Origin of the sequence: Sorangium sp. So ce693 (genome assembly GCF_051521375.1) — a bacterium.
GTDB classification, from domain to species: domain Bacteria; phylum Myxococcota_A; class Polyangia; order Polyangiales; family Polyangiaceae; genus Sorangium; species Sorangium atrum.
This window is the reverse complement of the sequence record NZ_CP150347.1, coordinates 11,384,826-11,398,709: the sequence shown is the minus strand read 5'-3', so window position 1 is coordinate 11,398,709 and position 13,884 is coordinate 11,384,826. Positions and strand designations below refer to the sequence as shown.

The following is a 13,884-nucleotide window of genomic DNA, read 5'->3' as shown; positions in this document are numbered from 1 at the left end:
TGCCCCGATGACCCCTGAAACCATCGATATCCTCGATCCGGACCTCTACCTCGCTGGCGCGCCGCACGATCGCTTCGAGATCCTCCGCCGGGAGGCGCCCGTCTACTGGCACCCCGAGCCGGCGGGCAGGGGCTTCTGGGCGATCACGCGGCACGCCGACGTCGCCCGCATCTCGCGCGATCCGGCCGCGTTCTGCTCGGGGCGCGGCCTCTTCATCGAGGATCTCCCGCCGGGGGACATGCGCGACAACCCCGATGTCATGATCATGATGGATCCGCCCCGGCACGCCCGGTTCCGGGCGCTGGTCAGCAAGGGGTTCACGCCCCGTGTCATCCAGCGCCTCGAAAGCCACGTGAGGGAGCTCGTGACGAGGCTCATCGACGACGCCTGCGAGCGCGGCGGGTGCGACTTCGCCAGCGACATCGCGGGCAAGCTGCCTCTCGCCGTGATCCTCGAGGTGCTCGGCGTCCCCCGCGAGGATCAGGAGCAGATGCTCGACTGGACGACGCGCTTCTTCGGGGCCAGCGATCCCGCCTATGGCGTCACGCCCGAGGAGCTGAACGCCGTGCTCCACAACATGAACGCCTATGCGCACGGGCTCGCCGAGCAGCGGCGGAAGGAGCCCAAGGACGACATGTTGAGCCTGCTCATGGCCGCCGAGGTGGACGGCGAGAAGCTCTCCTACACGGAGTTCGGCGGCTTCTTCAACTTGCTGCTCACGGCCGGCCACGACACCACGAAGAACCTCATCTCCAACGGGATGCTCGCGCTCCTCGAGCACCCCGACCAGCGCCGGCGCCTGATCGACGATCCCTCGCTCCTCCCGACCGCCATCGAGGAGATGCTGCGCTTCACGCCGCCGGTCTATTACTTCCGGCGCTCCGCGGTGCGGGACACCGAGATCAGCGGGCAGCGGATCGCCGCCGGGGACAAGGTGGTGCTGTGGTACGTCTCGGCCAACCGCGACGAGGCGGTCTTCACGGACCCGCACAAATTCGATGTCGGCCGGACGCCCAACGAGCACCTCTCCTTCGGCATCGGCCCCCACGTGTGCCTGGGCCTCGTGCTCGCGCGCCTGGAAGCACGGGTCGCCTTCGAGGAGCTCCTGCGCAGGCTCCCCGATCTCGAGCTCGCCGGGCCGGCCGTGCGGCTCCGCTCGAACTGGGTGAGCGGCGTGAAATCGATGCCGGTCCGGTGCGCGCGCCCTGCCCGGTAGCTCGGTGCGCCGAGCCGCATGCGGCGGCGGCGCCCGGGGCCGCGGCGGTCCCGCGCACCCGAGGCGCCGCTCGAGGCGCTTCGGCGCTCGCTCGGCTGACCGATCATGACCAGCTCTTCTCGCTGAAGCGGTACACGACCGTTCCGAAGGCGCGCGCGATCCGGGAGGCGCCGTCGACGACGGCGACGTCGGTCCAGCAGATCCGCGCGTCGCGCGCACGCACGACGGCGCGCGCGACGAGCCCGGCTCTGGGCAACGGCCCGAGGACCTGCGCGCTCAGGGCGATCGTCGCGCCCGACGCCCCCGGCGACGGCGGGACGACCGTCCACGGGCAGGTGGCGCCTGCGGCATCGATGAGCGTCAGGACGGCCCCTTCGTGCGTGGCGCCGTTGCCGTCGAGGTTCGCCGCAGCTGCATCCATCGCCATCTCGACCGCCCCGCGGCGCATGCCCAGGAGGCGCAGCTGCCTTCGCGACAGGAATGGACTGGCCGCCATCGCCGCGCGGATCGCTCCCGCGCCGCCGCCCTCCGCGTCGTCCGACGGAGCGACGCCGGCGCGCTCTCCCTCGGGAAGATCGGTAAGGGGAGGGAATTCCGCCGGTGCGCTGTCCTGCCCGGCCTCGCTCACGGTCGACGAGGCGTGTGCGACCGCATTCCCGTCTACGTCCGTGATGAGCGTCTCGAAGAAGCCCAGCTCACGCACGCGGCGCAACGCGCGCGTCTCGACCGTCACCGCCTTGCGCGCCGCGCGCACGTAGCCCACGTGCATCGAGACGGTGCGGAGTGGCTCCGTGACCGCGCGAGAGGGATCACGCGCGATGGCGTGCGCGGAGATCGACACGAGCGAGGCGAGCGCGCCGCCGTGGACCAGCCCGAACATGGTATTCCGCTCTTCGTAGGGCAGGAAGAGGCGCGATTGCGCGTCGTCGGCGGCCTCGATCTTCACCCCGAGGTCGGCCGGGTAGGAGCCGTCCTCGAACCACGTCTTGACGTTCTCGGTCATGCGGTAGTCTGCTGAGGTCGACCGGAGTCGTCCAGCCTCGCGTACGGACCCTCCGGCCGTTCGTCCTCCAGGCACGAGGTACCGGGCGAAACCGGGTGAAGCAGGGAGAGCGCCTCGCGCCGCCCCGCGCACAAGCCTGGATCCGCGCCCTGGCGACGCGGTACGGTCACCCGTGACCGAGACCGTCCTGCTCATCGACGACGATCCGGGGTTCCGCGACGCCTACCGCGAGCTCCTCGCGCTGGAGGGCTACGCCGTCGCCGAGGCCGGGGCCGCCCCGAAGGCGCTCTCGGAGCTCCGCCGCACGAGCGCGCGCCTCGTCGTGCTCGACCTGATGCTCCCGCCGTCGGGCCGCGCCGAGGAGGGCGCGGCGCTCGCGGACAGGCTCCTCGCCGAGCGGCCCGCGGCCAAGGTGATCGTCGTGTCGGGCGCGGGCGAGACCCCGCTCGCGCTGCGCCTCGTCGAGCGCGGCGCGTACGACTTCCTGGCCAAGCCCGTCGACCCGGACGTGCTGCTCTCCGTGGTCGCTCGCGCCGCCGCGCGCCTCGCGCTCGAAGATCGGGTGGCGGAGCTCGAGCGCTCGCTCGCCGCCCGCGAGGGCGACGCCTCCGCGATGCTCGGCCAGTCGCCGGCCTTCCTCGAGGCGAGGACGCTGTGCGAGCGCGCGGCGCCGACCGACGTGCCGGTGCTCATCACCGGCGCGTCGGGGACGGGCAAGGAGGTGTTCGCCCGCACCCTGCACGCAAGGAGCCGCCGGAAGGACAAGGCCTTCATCGCCGTCAACTGCGGCGCGCTCGCGCCGACCCTCCTGGAATCGACGCTGTTCGGCCACAGGAAAGGCGCCTTCACGAGCGCGATCAAGGACGCTCCCGGCCTGTTCGTCGAGGCGGACGGAGGGACCCTGTTCCTCGACGAGATCGGCGACATGGAGCCGGCGCTGCAAGTGAAGCTCCTGCGCGTGCTCGAGACGGGCGAGATCCTGCCGGTGGGCGCTGCGCGCCCGCTGACCGTGGACGTCCGTGTCGTGTCCGCCACCCACAGGGCGCTCGAGTCGATGGTGGCGGACAGGACCTTTCGCGACGACCTCTACTGGCGCGTGCGCGGGATCGAGATCGCCTTGCCGCGGCTCGCGGATCGCGTGGGCGATCTGCCGCTCCTCGCGCAGCACTTTCTGAACCTGTCGCGGGCCCTCGTGCCGCGCTCGCCGGCGACCGCGATCTCGCCCGGCGCGATGCGCCGGCTCGAGGCCTGCGACTGGCCCGGCAACCTGCGAGAGCTCCGGCACGAGATGCAGCGCGCGCTCGTGATGGCCGGGGGCAGGGGAGAGATCCTCGAGGAGGACCTCTCGCCGGCCCGGCGAGGCAGCGGTCCCGCGGCTCTGGCAGGCGACGACGAGCCGGCTGACGGGGCGACGCTGGAAGAGAAGATCGCGGCGCTGGAGCGGCGCGAGATCGCCGCCGCGCTCCGGGCGACCCAGGGCAACAGGAGCCAGGCAGCGGCGCGGCTCGGGCTGTCGCGGCAGGGGCTGCTCAACAAGATGGATCGTCATGGGCTGAAGTGACCTCGATCACTCGTGCGCTGGTGAAGGAAGAATTTGATCGAGCGAGAATGATACGGGATCTCACGAGCTGAAGTGATCTCGATCGCTCATGTGTTGATGAAGGAAAAATTCAATCGATCAAGAACGACACGTGACCGGAACGCACCCCCAAAAACATGAGCCGCGCCGAGCGCAGGCCGGCACTGAAGGGACCGAGAGCGCGGCTCCTCATGAGCTGCAGCTGGGGCGGGTGGATCGAGAACCTGGTCCCGCCGGAGCGGGGTCGTCTGTGCACCCCGATCCGGCGCGATGCCCGCCGCCTGGCTCGCGCGATGTCGCTCGCTCCTCGCGAGGAGCGCCCATCGCACGACGCGCAACTTCAGGAGGGATCATGATGCTTGGCAGGATGGTGCTCGTGGGGTGTCTGTCGCTGGTGGGCTCCGCTCTCGTCGCCTGTGGGAACGGCGACGCGGATCGCTTCGGCGAGGGGAGAGGCAACGTGGTCGAGACGCCGCCCGCGTCCGACGGCGACGGCTGTACGCTCACCCAGGGCTACTGGAAGAACCACGAGGAGAGCTGGCCGACATCGACGCTCACCATCGGAGGAGAGGTGTACTCCCAGGCGGAGCTGATCGAGCTCTTCCAGACGGCGCCGCGGGGCGACACCAGCCTCATCCTGGGCCACCAGCTGATCGCCGCGCTGCTGAACGTGGGCAGCGGCGCGAGCGACGCGGCCCTGGGCGGGGCGCTCGCGGACGCCGAGGCGTGGATGGCCGACAACAAGGACGCCGATGGCCGGCTCCCGTACGGCATCAAGAAAGGCGGCGCGGCCGAGCGTGCCGTCGCGCTGTCCGGTGCGCTTGCGGACTTCAACGAGGGCGGCATCGGCCCCGGCCATTGCGACGGCGGCCCCGGCAGCGGCTCCGACGACCCCGGGGACAGCAGCTCAGGCGATCCGGGCGGCAGCGACGACGGGCACGATTGCCCCGACGACGGGAGCACGGGCGAGAGCGATGGCGGCGGCGGCTCCGACCCCGGCGGCTCCGATCCCGGCGGCGGCTCCGATAGCGGCGGTTCCGACCCCGGCGGCGGCGAAGGCGGGTCGGCTCCGACGTGCTCGGATCCTTGCAGTGATGGGTGCGCCGACGGCTACATCTGTGTCGCCGGGTGCTGCGCGTTCATCGCCAACTGACCCGACGAAGGGCCCCTGCGCGTCGAACTCCCACGGATCGTTGCCGTGGGAGTCGACGGACGCGCGGTTGCCGTCGCCGCGCACCGGCCGGCATCAAGGACGGCGTCGCGCCGGTCCATTTTGATTGACGCCGACCATGTGAACGCTCACAGTCGACTCGTCGATCCTTCTTCCGCTTTGCCACGGAGAGGCGCGCCATGCGCACCGGGCCTTTCGTCCTTCTGTGCGGCCGCCCTGACGGACTGGCTGGTGCCTCCAGGTGAGGCGTATCATCGCCCGAGATCATCGCGGGATCGGCACGGGGCGAGCGCGGAAAGACGAATCGGGCGTTCAAGAGAGGGTCTAGACGATGCCGAGACCAGGTGCTTATTCCGCTTTCCCCGCAGTCGCCTTGCTGTTCCTCGCTTGCTCGTCCGAGACAGGCTCACCCGGTACGGGAGGTGGCGGAGCCGGTCAGGCCACGGGCGGCGAAGGCGGAGCCCACACGTCTGCGAGCGCCGGGGAGACCACCTCGACAGGGGGAACGAGCGATGACGCCAGCGCCTCCAGCGGTGGCACGACCAGCGGCGGCACGACAGGTGGGTCGACCGGGGGCGGACCGCAGGCCGGGGCCGGCGGGACGGGGACCGGCGGCACGGAACCGCCGGCGGGCAACCCGAGCCCAGGCTGCGGCAAGTCGGGGCGGCCCGCGAGCGGAACGGTGAAGGTCGACAATGATCACATCTACACGTTCCCGGACAGCTACGATGGCAACACCCCTCTCCCCCTCTTGATGGGGTTCCACGCCTGCGGCAACCCGATCGACCAGTTCATCAACCTGACGCGGGGGTCGGATTTCGAGACGGAGTACGTGCGCGCCGTGGGGAGGTCGTCGGACGGAGGTGGATGCTGGAACTACAACAGCGATATCGCCAAGGTCCTGCGGATCTACGACGACCTCATGGACAACTACTGCATCGACATGGACCGCGTGTTCGCCACCGGCCACAGCTCCGGCGCACAGATGATCGTGCAGATCTTGGCGCACAAGTCCGATGCCGAGCACCTGAACTTCAGGGCGGTCGCGCCCGTCGCGGCCTCCGATTACGGCGCGCTGCAGGTGTCCATGCCCGTGATGTACATCCAGGGCAAGAACGACACCGTCCGCGGGGGAGACGGGGCGAGCACGGTCGCGAGGTTCCGCTCCGCCAACATGTGCGAGATGAGCTCGACGCCGTATTCCGAGGTGATGGGCTGCCAGAGCAGCGGCAAGACGGTGAACCCCGGCTGCGTGTCCTACAGCGGCTGTTCGGAGCCGACGATCTGGTGCTCACACGACGACCCCTCGTACAGCAACACGAGCCACGGCGTGCCGTGTTTTGCCATCAAGGCGATGTACGACTTCTTCACGGGCATGCCGTAAGGACGCCCCGAGCCGCGATCGCGAGCGCCGCCTGCGGGCCGTCGCCCTGAGCTCACGGGGTCGGGGCAAACGCGACGCGGACCATCACCGTGGCGGTGACACGGAGCTTGCCGGGCTCGACGGCGAAGGCGCCCGCGCCTCCCATTTCAGCCTTCATCTGCTGCGCATAGGCGAAACGCTCCGGTTGACCGACCGAGATCGACCGCAGCTCGACGATCCTGATGTTCGCCGCCTTGGCCACCGCCTTGGCGTTCGCCTGCGCGTCCTGCACGGCAGCCGCGAGGGCCGCCCGGCGCGCCTCGGTGGGGTCGCTCAGGAAGAAATCGAGCCCGCCGACGTCGTTGGCGCCCGAGGTCAGCGCGGCCTGGAGGATCTTCGAGCCTGCAGCCTGCAGCTCGGCCGGCGACGCGCCCCGCAGCGCGACGGAGAGCTGGTTGGAAGCTGAATAACCGATGATCCTGGGCTCGGTTACTTCCACGGGCGCCAGGCTCGACTCGTGGATCGGCGAGAGCGAGATATCGACCGTGCGGATCTCCAGCCCTGGGATGGCGAGGCCGCGCAGGGCGGCGAGCACGGCCTGCGACCTGGTCGCGGCCTTGTCGCGCGCGGCCTCGAGCGTCTTTTCGCGGGCCTCGACGCCGATGCTCGTGCGCATCGAGTCCGCAGGCCTCGTGACCTCGCCGTTGCCGCCGATCGTGATGGTCCGCTTCTCGGCGTTCTCCGTCGCGGCCTCGGGTTCCTCGGCTGCGAGGCTATCCGCTGCGACGCGCTTGGCGACGGGGCGCCCGGCGAGCGCGGTCGACGAAATGCATGTCATGAGCCCGAGCGCGAGCCCCGCGGTGAGGCTTTGCGTGAGGGTCGGCATAATAGGACGCATCGCGATTCTCCTCCTTCGAGCGGATCGGCTGCGCCCGGCAGCCGAGTTTGCTGTCAGCGCGCCGAATCTAGGGCCGAGGAGGCTCGACCGCGAGGGGCGGACTCAAGGGGCCTTCGCGTCTGTAAAGTACGGCGTCTGCCCGAGAGGCGCCCGCGCCGGTCAGGGCAAGGCGGTGGTGATCACCTCCTTGATGGTCGTGGTGCTCTGGCCGGGGCGGTCGATACAGGCCGGGTAGTACTGGCCGGCCCCGTTGAGAGTCTGGCAGACCTGGCTGCATGGTCCGGCGATGCGGATCACCCCGCACTCCACGATCTGGCTCCCGGAGATCAGGTGGCCTGCGGCGCAGTCGCGCTGGTAGGCGCGGGAGTTGTCGACCGTCGCGCTGTTGTAGCAGGCGTTGATGTAGGGCTGCGCCGCGAACAGGTTGCCCCAGAAGGCCCCCTCGACGTCCGGATAATCGATGAGCTCCTGGCTGGAGGCGAGCGTCTTCAGCGGATCCCGCAGCGAGCGGGCGGAGAGGAGGACCGGTACCTGATAGTAGTTCACGCGCGCCGCCACGCAGCTGGAGACCATGCGCTGCCCGAGATCGTCGAGCGGCCCGCTCGCCCAGGTGGGCGCGACGCCGAGCAGCCCGGGGTAGCGCTCGTTGTGGATTTTGCCTTTGGAGTCCGTCCACGAGAAGGCGAAGGACTCCGTGCTCGTCAGGGCGCAGCTCGTCGCATAACGCACGAACTCGCGCGCCAGCGCGCCGCCCGGGCCGGGATCCCGGATCGCGGCGAGGTTTTGCGCGCTGAGACCGTTGAGGTTCAAGGCGTTGAGGTTCAAGGCGTTGAGGTTCAAGGCGTTGAGGTTCAGGGCGTTGGCGCTGAGCGCGTTGCCGCTCAGGAGGGCCCCCTGGGATTCCCCCACTGGCTCATCCCACGCACCGATGTCCACCACCTCGGCGGCGCAGCCCGACAGCACCCCGGCCCAGCCAAGCACGATGAATGTCTGCTTGAGAGACATGGGTTCCCCCCCATTTCTGGCGTATGACCCGGCGGCTCCCTGCGCGCGGCGCCCGAGCGCGGGCTCACCAACCATTGCCCATAGGTTTGCTATGGGCTCAATATTCTACCTTTCCCGCATTGTCGCGCCCGTGCAAGGTGATTCAGCGGCGGCGGCGAGGGTGGGTGTCCGGGGCGTCCGGTTCTGTCAGCTCTGTCAGCTCTGTCAGCTCCGCGTGCCAGCGACGGAGGCGACTGCCCATGACGGTCGGAATGGTGGAGGCGGCAGCGAGGGCGCGTTCGAGCCGAGACCGGGCATCGACGTGCCGGCCGCGACGGAAGGCGGCGAGGGCCCGCGCCTCGAGCACCTCGATCCGCTCCTGCCCTACAGAGCAGCGCGCGGAGCGGTCCTCGAGCGCGGCCCACGCGGCGTGGTCGTCGTCGCGGGTCGCGAGCTCGATCATCGAGCAGAGCACGTCTTCCGAAGGCTTCAGCGCCTCGCCGCCGGCTTCCTCCTGCGCCGCTCGGAGCCGCAGCGCGATCCCGCGAGCGCCCGCCTCGTCGCCCTGGTAGAGCCGCAGGCGCGCGGTCAGCAGCGCCACGGCGACCGGCGCGTGGCGCTCGCCGCAGCGCGGCGCTATCGCCTGGACGGCATGCGCATGCGGCGCCGCAGCCTCGAGATCATCCATCAGGTACAGGTACTCGGCGAGGTTGAAGTGGCCGATGAGCTCGAGCGCCGGCTGGCCGAGGTCGTGCCCGAGCGCGATGGTGCGCTCGCAATCGGCGATCATCCCGGCGCGGTCGCCCTGGAGGGCTCGCACGAGCCCGCGGTTGTTCAGCGCTGCGCCGAGGTGCATGAGATCGCTGCGCTCCTCGCAGCTGAGGATCACCGCGTCGAGGCCCCGCGCCGCCTCGTCGACCCGGCCGAGGCTGGCCAGGATGAAGCCGAGCATCAGCCGGGCGATGATGTGCGTCTCGTGGCCCTCGTCCCCGAGCCGCGCGGCTTGCGCCGCGGCGCGCGACAGCACCGCGGCGGCGTCGTCCTCGCGGTCGGCGCGGTGGAGCGAGCGGCCCACGCCGAGGAGCAGGCGCGCGCCGAGCAGGGGTGAGGCCACCCAGTCGGCGAGGCGCTCGGCGGCCTCGACCCGCTCGCTTGCCGCCCGGTACTCGCCCATCCAGTCGAGGATCATGGCCTCATCGAGGAGGAGCTCGATCTCCGCCCCCGGCTCCGACACCGCGGCCGCGTCGTCGCGCGCCGCGGCGAGATCGGCGAGGGCCTCCGTGTGGCGCCCGAGCCGGAAGCGAGCGAGGCCCCGCGCGTGGCGCGCCGCAGGGAGCAGCGCGCCGAGCAGCGCCTCGGCGCGCCCGTAGCAGCCCTCGGCGTCGAGGTACGCCCGGCGCGCGGCCGCGAGCTCGGCGCCTCGGACGAGCAGCGACGCCGCCCGGGCGGTCAGGCCGCCGCGCTCGCAGTGCGCCGCGAGCACCAGCGGATCGGCCTCGCCCGCGGTCTCGAGCCACTCGGCGGCGAGGCGGTGGCCGAGCGCTCGATCCTCCTCGGTGAGCTGCGCATAAGCGCCCTCGCGCAGGAGCGCCTGGCGGAAGGCGTACTCCTCCTCGCCCGGGAAGCGGCCCTCGCGGCGGCGGACGCAGAGCTCCCCGGTGACGAGCGCCGCGAGGTGATCCGCGAGCGAAGCGGCGTCGCCGCCGAGCAGGTGCGCGACGGCGCCTCGCCAGAACACCTCGCCGAGCACGCTGGCGGCGCGCAGGATCCGGCGCGCGGGGGGCGGGAGCGCCTCCAGCCGGACCTGCACCATCGCCACCACGGTGTCGGGCAGCGCGTCGCCCCGGCCCTCCGCCGTCGCGCGGATCAGCTCCTCGAGGAAGAAGGGCTGCCCCTCGGACTGCGTGACCAGGCGATCGACGAGCGCCCCGTCGGCCGCGTCGCCCAGCGCCTCCCGCGTGAGCTGCGCGCACGCCCTCGGCGAGAGCTGCCTGAGGCAGAGCTCCTGCCGCCCGCGCTCGGCCCAGAGATCGGGGTAGGCCTGCTTGATCTCGGGGCGCGCCGTGGCGAGCACGACGAGCGGCTGATCCGAGAGCTCGCGCAGCGCCGTGTCGATGGCCGCGACCGAGGCGCGATCGGCCCAGTGCACGTCCTCCAGCACGAGCACCACCGGCTGGGCCGCGCACTCGGCGCGCAGAAAATCGCGCAGCGCGCGCTGCATCTGCTCGCCGAGCAGCTCGGGGTCCTGCCGGGCGGCGCGGAGCGGGAGGCTGTCCTCGTCGGGGAAGCGGACCCCGGCGAGCTCGCCGAGGAACTCCTCGATCCGGCGCCGCTCCGCCTCGGGCACGCGGCGGGCGACGCGGGCCCGGAGGAGCGCGCGCCGCTCCTCGATGGGCTCGCCGCCCTTGATCCCCGCCGCGCCCCGGATCACCTCCGCGAGCAGGCCGCCGATGGAGCCCGCGCGCAGCGGATCCCCGAGCCCCGCCCAGATCTCCGCGGGCGCGCCGGCGCGCCGGAGGGCCGCGAGGTGCTCCTGGAGCAGGCGGGACTTGCCCATGCCCGCGGCGCCGATGACGAGCACCGCCCGGGCGGCGGGCTCGCCGGCGCAGGCGGCGAACGTCTGCTCCAGCAGGCGGAGCTCGTGATCGCGGCCGACGCAGGGCGTGGGCCTGCCGAGGAGCGGGCGCAACGGCTCGGCGGCGTTGCGCTCGCCGCGGAGCTCGACGGCGCCGGACGCGGTGATCGCGGCCTCGAAGCGGGTCTCGAGCAGCCCGGCGGTGGTCTTGTCGAGGAGGATCTGCGGCGCGCCCGCGCCGCCCGCGCTCCGGAGCAGCCCCGCCGCGCGCTGGATGGCGTCGCCGACCGGCAGGCCGCGCCCGAGCTCGCCCCAGCCGACCGTGATCGCGATCGGGCGCTCGGGGACGCGCTCCCGCAGCGCAAGCGCGCAGCGCGCGAGCTGCGCGGCGACGTCGGTGGGCACGTGCGGGCGGCCGACGATGAGCACCGCCGTACCGTCGGCGAGCAGCTCCAGGCGCCCCTCGAAGCGGGCGGCGACCTCCCGGAGCGCGCCGGCGTCCGCGTCCACGTCGCAGACCGAGAGGGTGGCGTCCAGCGCGGACGCTGGCGCCCGGCCGATCACCGCGACGCCGTGGAAGCGGCGCTCGCTGCTCGTGAGGGCGGAGCTCGCCGGTGCCGGGAGCGACCCGGCCTGGACCTCCTGCGCCGCGAGCGCGGCGTGGGCCGCGGCCCCGTCGCGCGGGCGCCGCGCCGGATCCTTCTCGAGCATCTGCGAGAGCAGCGCGTCGAGCCACGGGGGCGCGCCGGGGCAGCGGTCCGACAAGCGCGGCGGCTCGTCGAAGATGATCCTGGCGAGGAGGGCGACGAGGTGATCTGCCTGGAACGGCGGCGCGCCGGTGACGCACTGGAAGAGCACGCAGCCGAGCGAGAAGATGTCCGCTGGGGCGCCGACCTCATCGCCGCTGCGCGCCTGCTCCGGGGCCATGTAGTCGGGCGTGCCGACCAGCACCCCGGCGCCTGTGATCGGCGCCATGTCCGGGAAACGGGCGACCCCGAAATCGAGGAGCTTGGGCTCCTCGATCCGGCCGCCGACGAGGAAGATGTTGGCCGGCTTGAGATCGCGGTGGACGATCCCGAGCGCGTGGGCGGCGCCCAGGGCCGCAGCGACGCGCGCCCCGAGCTCCACGGCCTCGGCGACCGTGAGCCGCCGACGCGAGAGGAGCCGGGAGAGGTCCTCTCCCTCCAGCCACTCCATGACCAGAAAGGGCGTGCTCTCGCGCGCGGCGCTGTAGGCGACGTACCGGACGATCCCGGGGTGTGTGAGACGGGCAAGGAGCTCCGCCTCCCGCGCGAAGCGCGCGAGGTGCTGCGGCGACGGATCGTGCAGCACCTTGGCGGCGACCCGCCTTCCGGTGGTGACGTCAAAGGCGCGGTAGACCGCGCCCATCCCCCCGGTCTCCGCGAGCGCTTCGACCCGGAAGCGCCCCCCCAAGAGCTCCCCCGTGCGCACCGCTCAAGGATAGACGGAGAATGCCGTTCGTCCAGCGATCCTCTGGATTCTGGCCGCGGAGCCTGCGCGCGCGGCGCCCCGGACGCATCGATGGTTGATCACGATGCCGGCCCTGGCCGATGTCGCCACGGGCTCGGTGGGGAGGCGCCGATCGGGAGATCGGCGCTTCTGCCTGGACGTCCCTTACCGAGAGCTCGAGGAGGGGCGCGGCGTCACTTCTCGAGCGTGATCAGACCCAGCTTGTACGGCAATCTTTCGTAAGCCCCTCCGGCGTTCGGATCCCTGCCCTGGTAGAGGAACTGCATGTTGCACGCGTTGATGGTCATTCGCTCGTCGCTCCCGGAGCGGATCATCTCACCGTGGCTGATGTCGTCGCTCCAGTCCCCGCCTTCGAACGTCACGTTGGCAGGGCCGGCGAAGGGCTTCTGCTTGGTGTCCGCCAGGGGAGCCCAGGGGCCGTCGAGGCTCTCGGAGGTCCACGACCTGAAGAAGCGAGGGCTGTTGTCGAACGCCTCCACCAGGAGCAGGTACTTGTTCGTGCCATCCACCTTGTAGACGTTGCTGGCCTCGAACAGGAGCCCGTTGCTGGGAGCCGACATGACGGTCTCGTACCCATCGAAAGCCGGGAATTTATCGATGCTGACCTTGGAGCGGTAGAGCTTCCCGTCGTCCCGCGAGAAGAACAGATGGCAGTTCTTGTCGTCGCAGATGTTCCAGAAATCCAGCGCGCCAAGGGTGTTCCCCATCTGGCCTGGCTCGCCCTTGAGCAGCGGCTGGGGCCGGCTCCAGCCGTTGGGGTTGTTGATGTCGTCGTTGGTCGAGTACCGGCCGTTCCACTGGAAGATGAGGTACCATTTGTTGTGCGGCCGGAAAAAGAAGACCTGGGGCGCGACCGTGCCGCCGGTGGGCCAGTTCGCCATGTGCTGCTGCGGAGCGGCGCTCGCCTGATCGAAGTCGGTGAAGTTCGAATACATGGAGCTCCACCCCCCGTTGCCCGTGGTGTCGTACACGGTGGCAAATACGTGGTACTTGCCGTCGTGGAACACGATCGTCGGGTCCTTGACGGATGCCCAGGTGCGGCCGGCAGGCGGCTTGGGGCTGATCACCGGAGGCCCCGACTTCCACTTGAACGTGGTGGGCAGGTCGCAGGTCACGGGCGGCGAGCCGCCCGCGCCCGCGCCGCCGCCGCCGTCCCCCGGAGCGCCGCCGCTCCCCCCGGTCCCACCCGTCGGGTCGCCGCCCGTACCCGGGTCGCTTCCGCTGCTCGTGCTCGTGCTCGTGCTCGTGCCGGGGCCTGATCCACCCGTGCCGCTTGTGCTCGTGCTCGCGCCCGCGCCTGTCGTGCTGCTGGCGCTCGTCGTCGGGTTCTCCGAGCCACCCGTACCACCACCGGTGGGCTGCTCGTCCCCCGTGTCGCTGGCGCAACCGGCGAGCGCGGCGAGCACACAGCCGAGGGCAGACAAACGAAGGATGGAGCGGGACGGAGTCAAAGATTGGCGAGGCAAATCGAAGGGAGTGATCATGCTGGTCTCCAGAGGGATGCCCGAGCGGGCAGCGAGCTCCTCAGAGCCCGACTGTCAAGGTTGACGCGCACGAGGACGAACGGCCCGGTGCCGCATGGCGGCCTACCCAGGGCAAAGCGG

Annotated in this window: 9 protein-coding genes; 4 read left to right on the top strand and 5 right to left on the bottom strand. The window is 71.2% G+C overall.

Annotated elements, in window-relative coordinates; genetic code table 11:
- The first annotated feature begins 7 nt into the window (after nt 1-7).
- The gene (locus WMF14_RS42485) at nt 8-1,216 is read left to right on the top strand and encodes a cytochrome P450 (protein ID WP_437796186.1); all 1,209 of its coding nucleotides are present in this window, start codon (nt 8-10) and stop codon (nt 1,214-1,216) included.
- A 103-nt stretch (nt 1,217-1,319) separates the two neighbouring features.
- Here the strand turns inward: WMF14_RS42485 and WMF14_RS42480 are convergent, their stop codons facing one another.
- Nucleotides 1,320-2,219: a PaaI family thioesterase gene (locus tag WMF14_RS42480; RefSeq protein WP_437796184.1), complete on the bottom strand. Its 900-nt coding sequence runs from the start codon at nt 2,217-2,219 to the stop codon at nt 1,320-1,322.
- Between the two features lie 172 nt (nt 2,220-2,391).
- Here WMF14_RS42480 and WMF14_RS42475 point away from each other — a divergent pair, with 172 nt between their 5' ends.
- From WMF14_RS42475 to WMF14_RS42465, 3 genes are all read left to right on the top strand, one after another.
- The gene (locus tag WMF14_RS42475) at nt 2,392-3,780 is read left to right on the top strand and encodes a sigma-54-dependent transcriptional regulator (protein WP_437796182.1); all 1,389 of its coding nucleotides are present in this window, start codon (nt 2,392-2,394) and stop codon (nt 3,778-3,780) included.
- 370 nt (nt 3,781-4,150) lie between these two features.
- Nucleotides 4,151-4,951 (top strand): hypothetical protein, encoded by an 801-nt coding sequence (locus tag WMF14_RS42470; RefSeq protein WP_437796180.1) that lies wholly within the window; start codon nt 4,151-4,153, stop codon nt 4,949-4,951.
- A gap of 391 nt (nt 4,952-5,342) precedes the next feature.
- The gene (locus WMF14_RS42465; protein ID WP_437796178.1) at nt 5,343-6,353 is read left to right on the top strand and encodes an alpha/beta hydrolase family esterase; all 1,011 of its coding nucleotides are present in this window, start codon (nt 5,343-5,345) and stop codon (nt 6,351-6,353) included.
- 52 nt (nt 6,354-6,405) lie between these two features.
- Here WMF14_RS42465 and WMF14_RS42460 read toward each other — a convergent pair whose 3' ends face one another.
- From WMF14_RS42460 to WMF14_RS42445, 4 genes are all read right to left on the bottom strand, one after another.
- Complete coding sequence (locus tag WMF14_RS42460) at nt 6,406-7,230, bottom strand: SIMPL domain-containing protein (protein WP_437796176.1); 825 nt, start codon at nt 7,228-7,230, stop codon at nt 6,406-6,408.
- A gap of 159 nt (nt 7,231-7,389) precedes the next feature.
- The gene (locus WMF14_RS42455; protein WP_437796174.1) at nt 7,390-8,235 is read right to left on the bottom strand and encodes a hypothetical protein; all 846 of its coding nucleotides are present in this window, start codon (nt 8,233-8,235) and stop codon (nt 7,390-7,392) included.
- 142 nt (nt 8,236-8,377) lie between these two features.
- The gene (locus WMF14_RS42450; RefSeq protein ID WP_437796173.1) at nt 8,378-12,241 is read right to left on the bottom strand and encodes a serine/threonine-protein kinase; all 3,864 of its coding nucleotides are present in this window, start codon (nt 12,239-12,241) and stop codon (nt 8,378-8,380) included.
- A gap of 212 nt (nt 12,242-12,453) precedes the next feature.
- Nucleotides 12,454-13,704 (bottom strand): non-reducing end alpha-L-arabinofuranosidase family hydrolase, encoded by a 1,251-nt coding sequence (locus WMF14_RS42445; protein WP_437796170.1) that lies wholly within the window; start codon nt 13,702-13,704, stop codon nt 12,454-12,456.
- Between the last annotated feature and the right edge of the window lie 180 nt (nt 13,705-13,884).

What these genes read in the sequence shown, in the direction of transcription:
- WMF14_RS42485 (WP_437796186.1), top strand. Translation starts at nt 8, where the DNA reads ATGACCCCTGAAACCATCGATATCCTCGATCCGGACCTCTACCTCGCT.
- WMF14_RS42480 (WP_437796184.1), bottom strand. Translation starts at nt 2,219, where the DNA reads ATGACCGAGAACGTCAAGACGTGGTTCGAGGACGGCTCCTACCCGGCC.
- WMF14_RS42470 (WP_437796180.1), top strand. Translation starts at nt 4,151, where the DNA reads ATGATGCTTGGCAGGATGGTGCTCGTGGGGTGTCTGTCGCTGGTGGGC.
- WMF14_RS42460 (WP_437796176.1), bottom strand. Translation starts at nt 7,230, where the DNA reads ATGCGTCCTATTATGCCGACCCTCACGCAAAGCCTCACCGCGGGGCTC.
- WMF14_RS42455 (WP_437796174.1), bottom strand. Translation starts at nt 8,235, where the DNA reads ATGTCTCTCAAGCAGACATTCATCGTGCTTGGCTGGGCCGGGGTGCTG.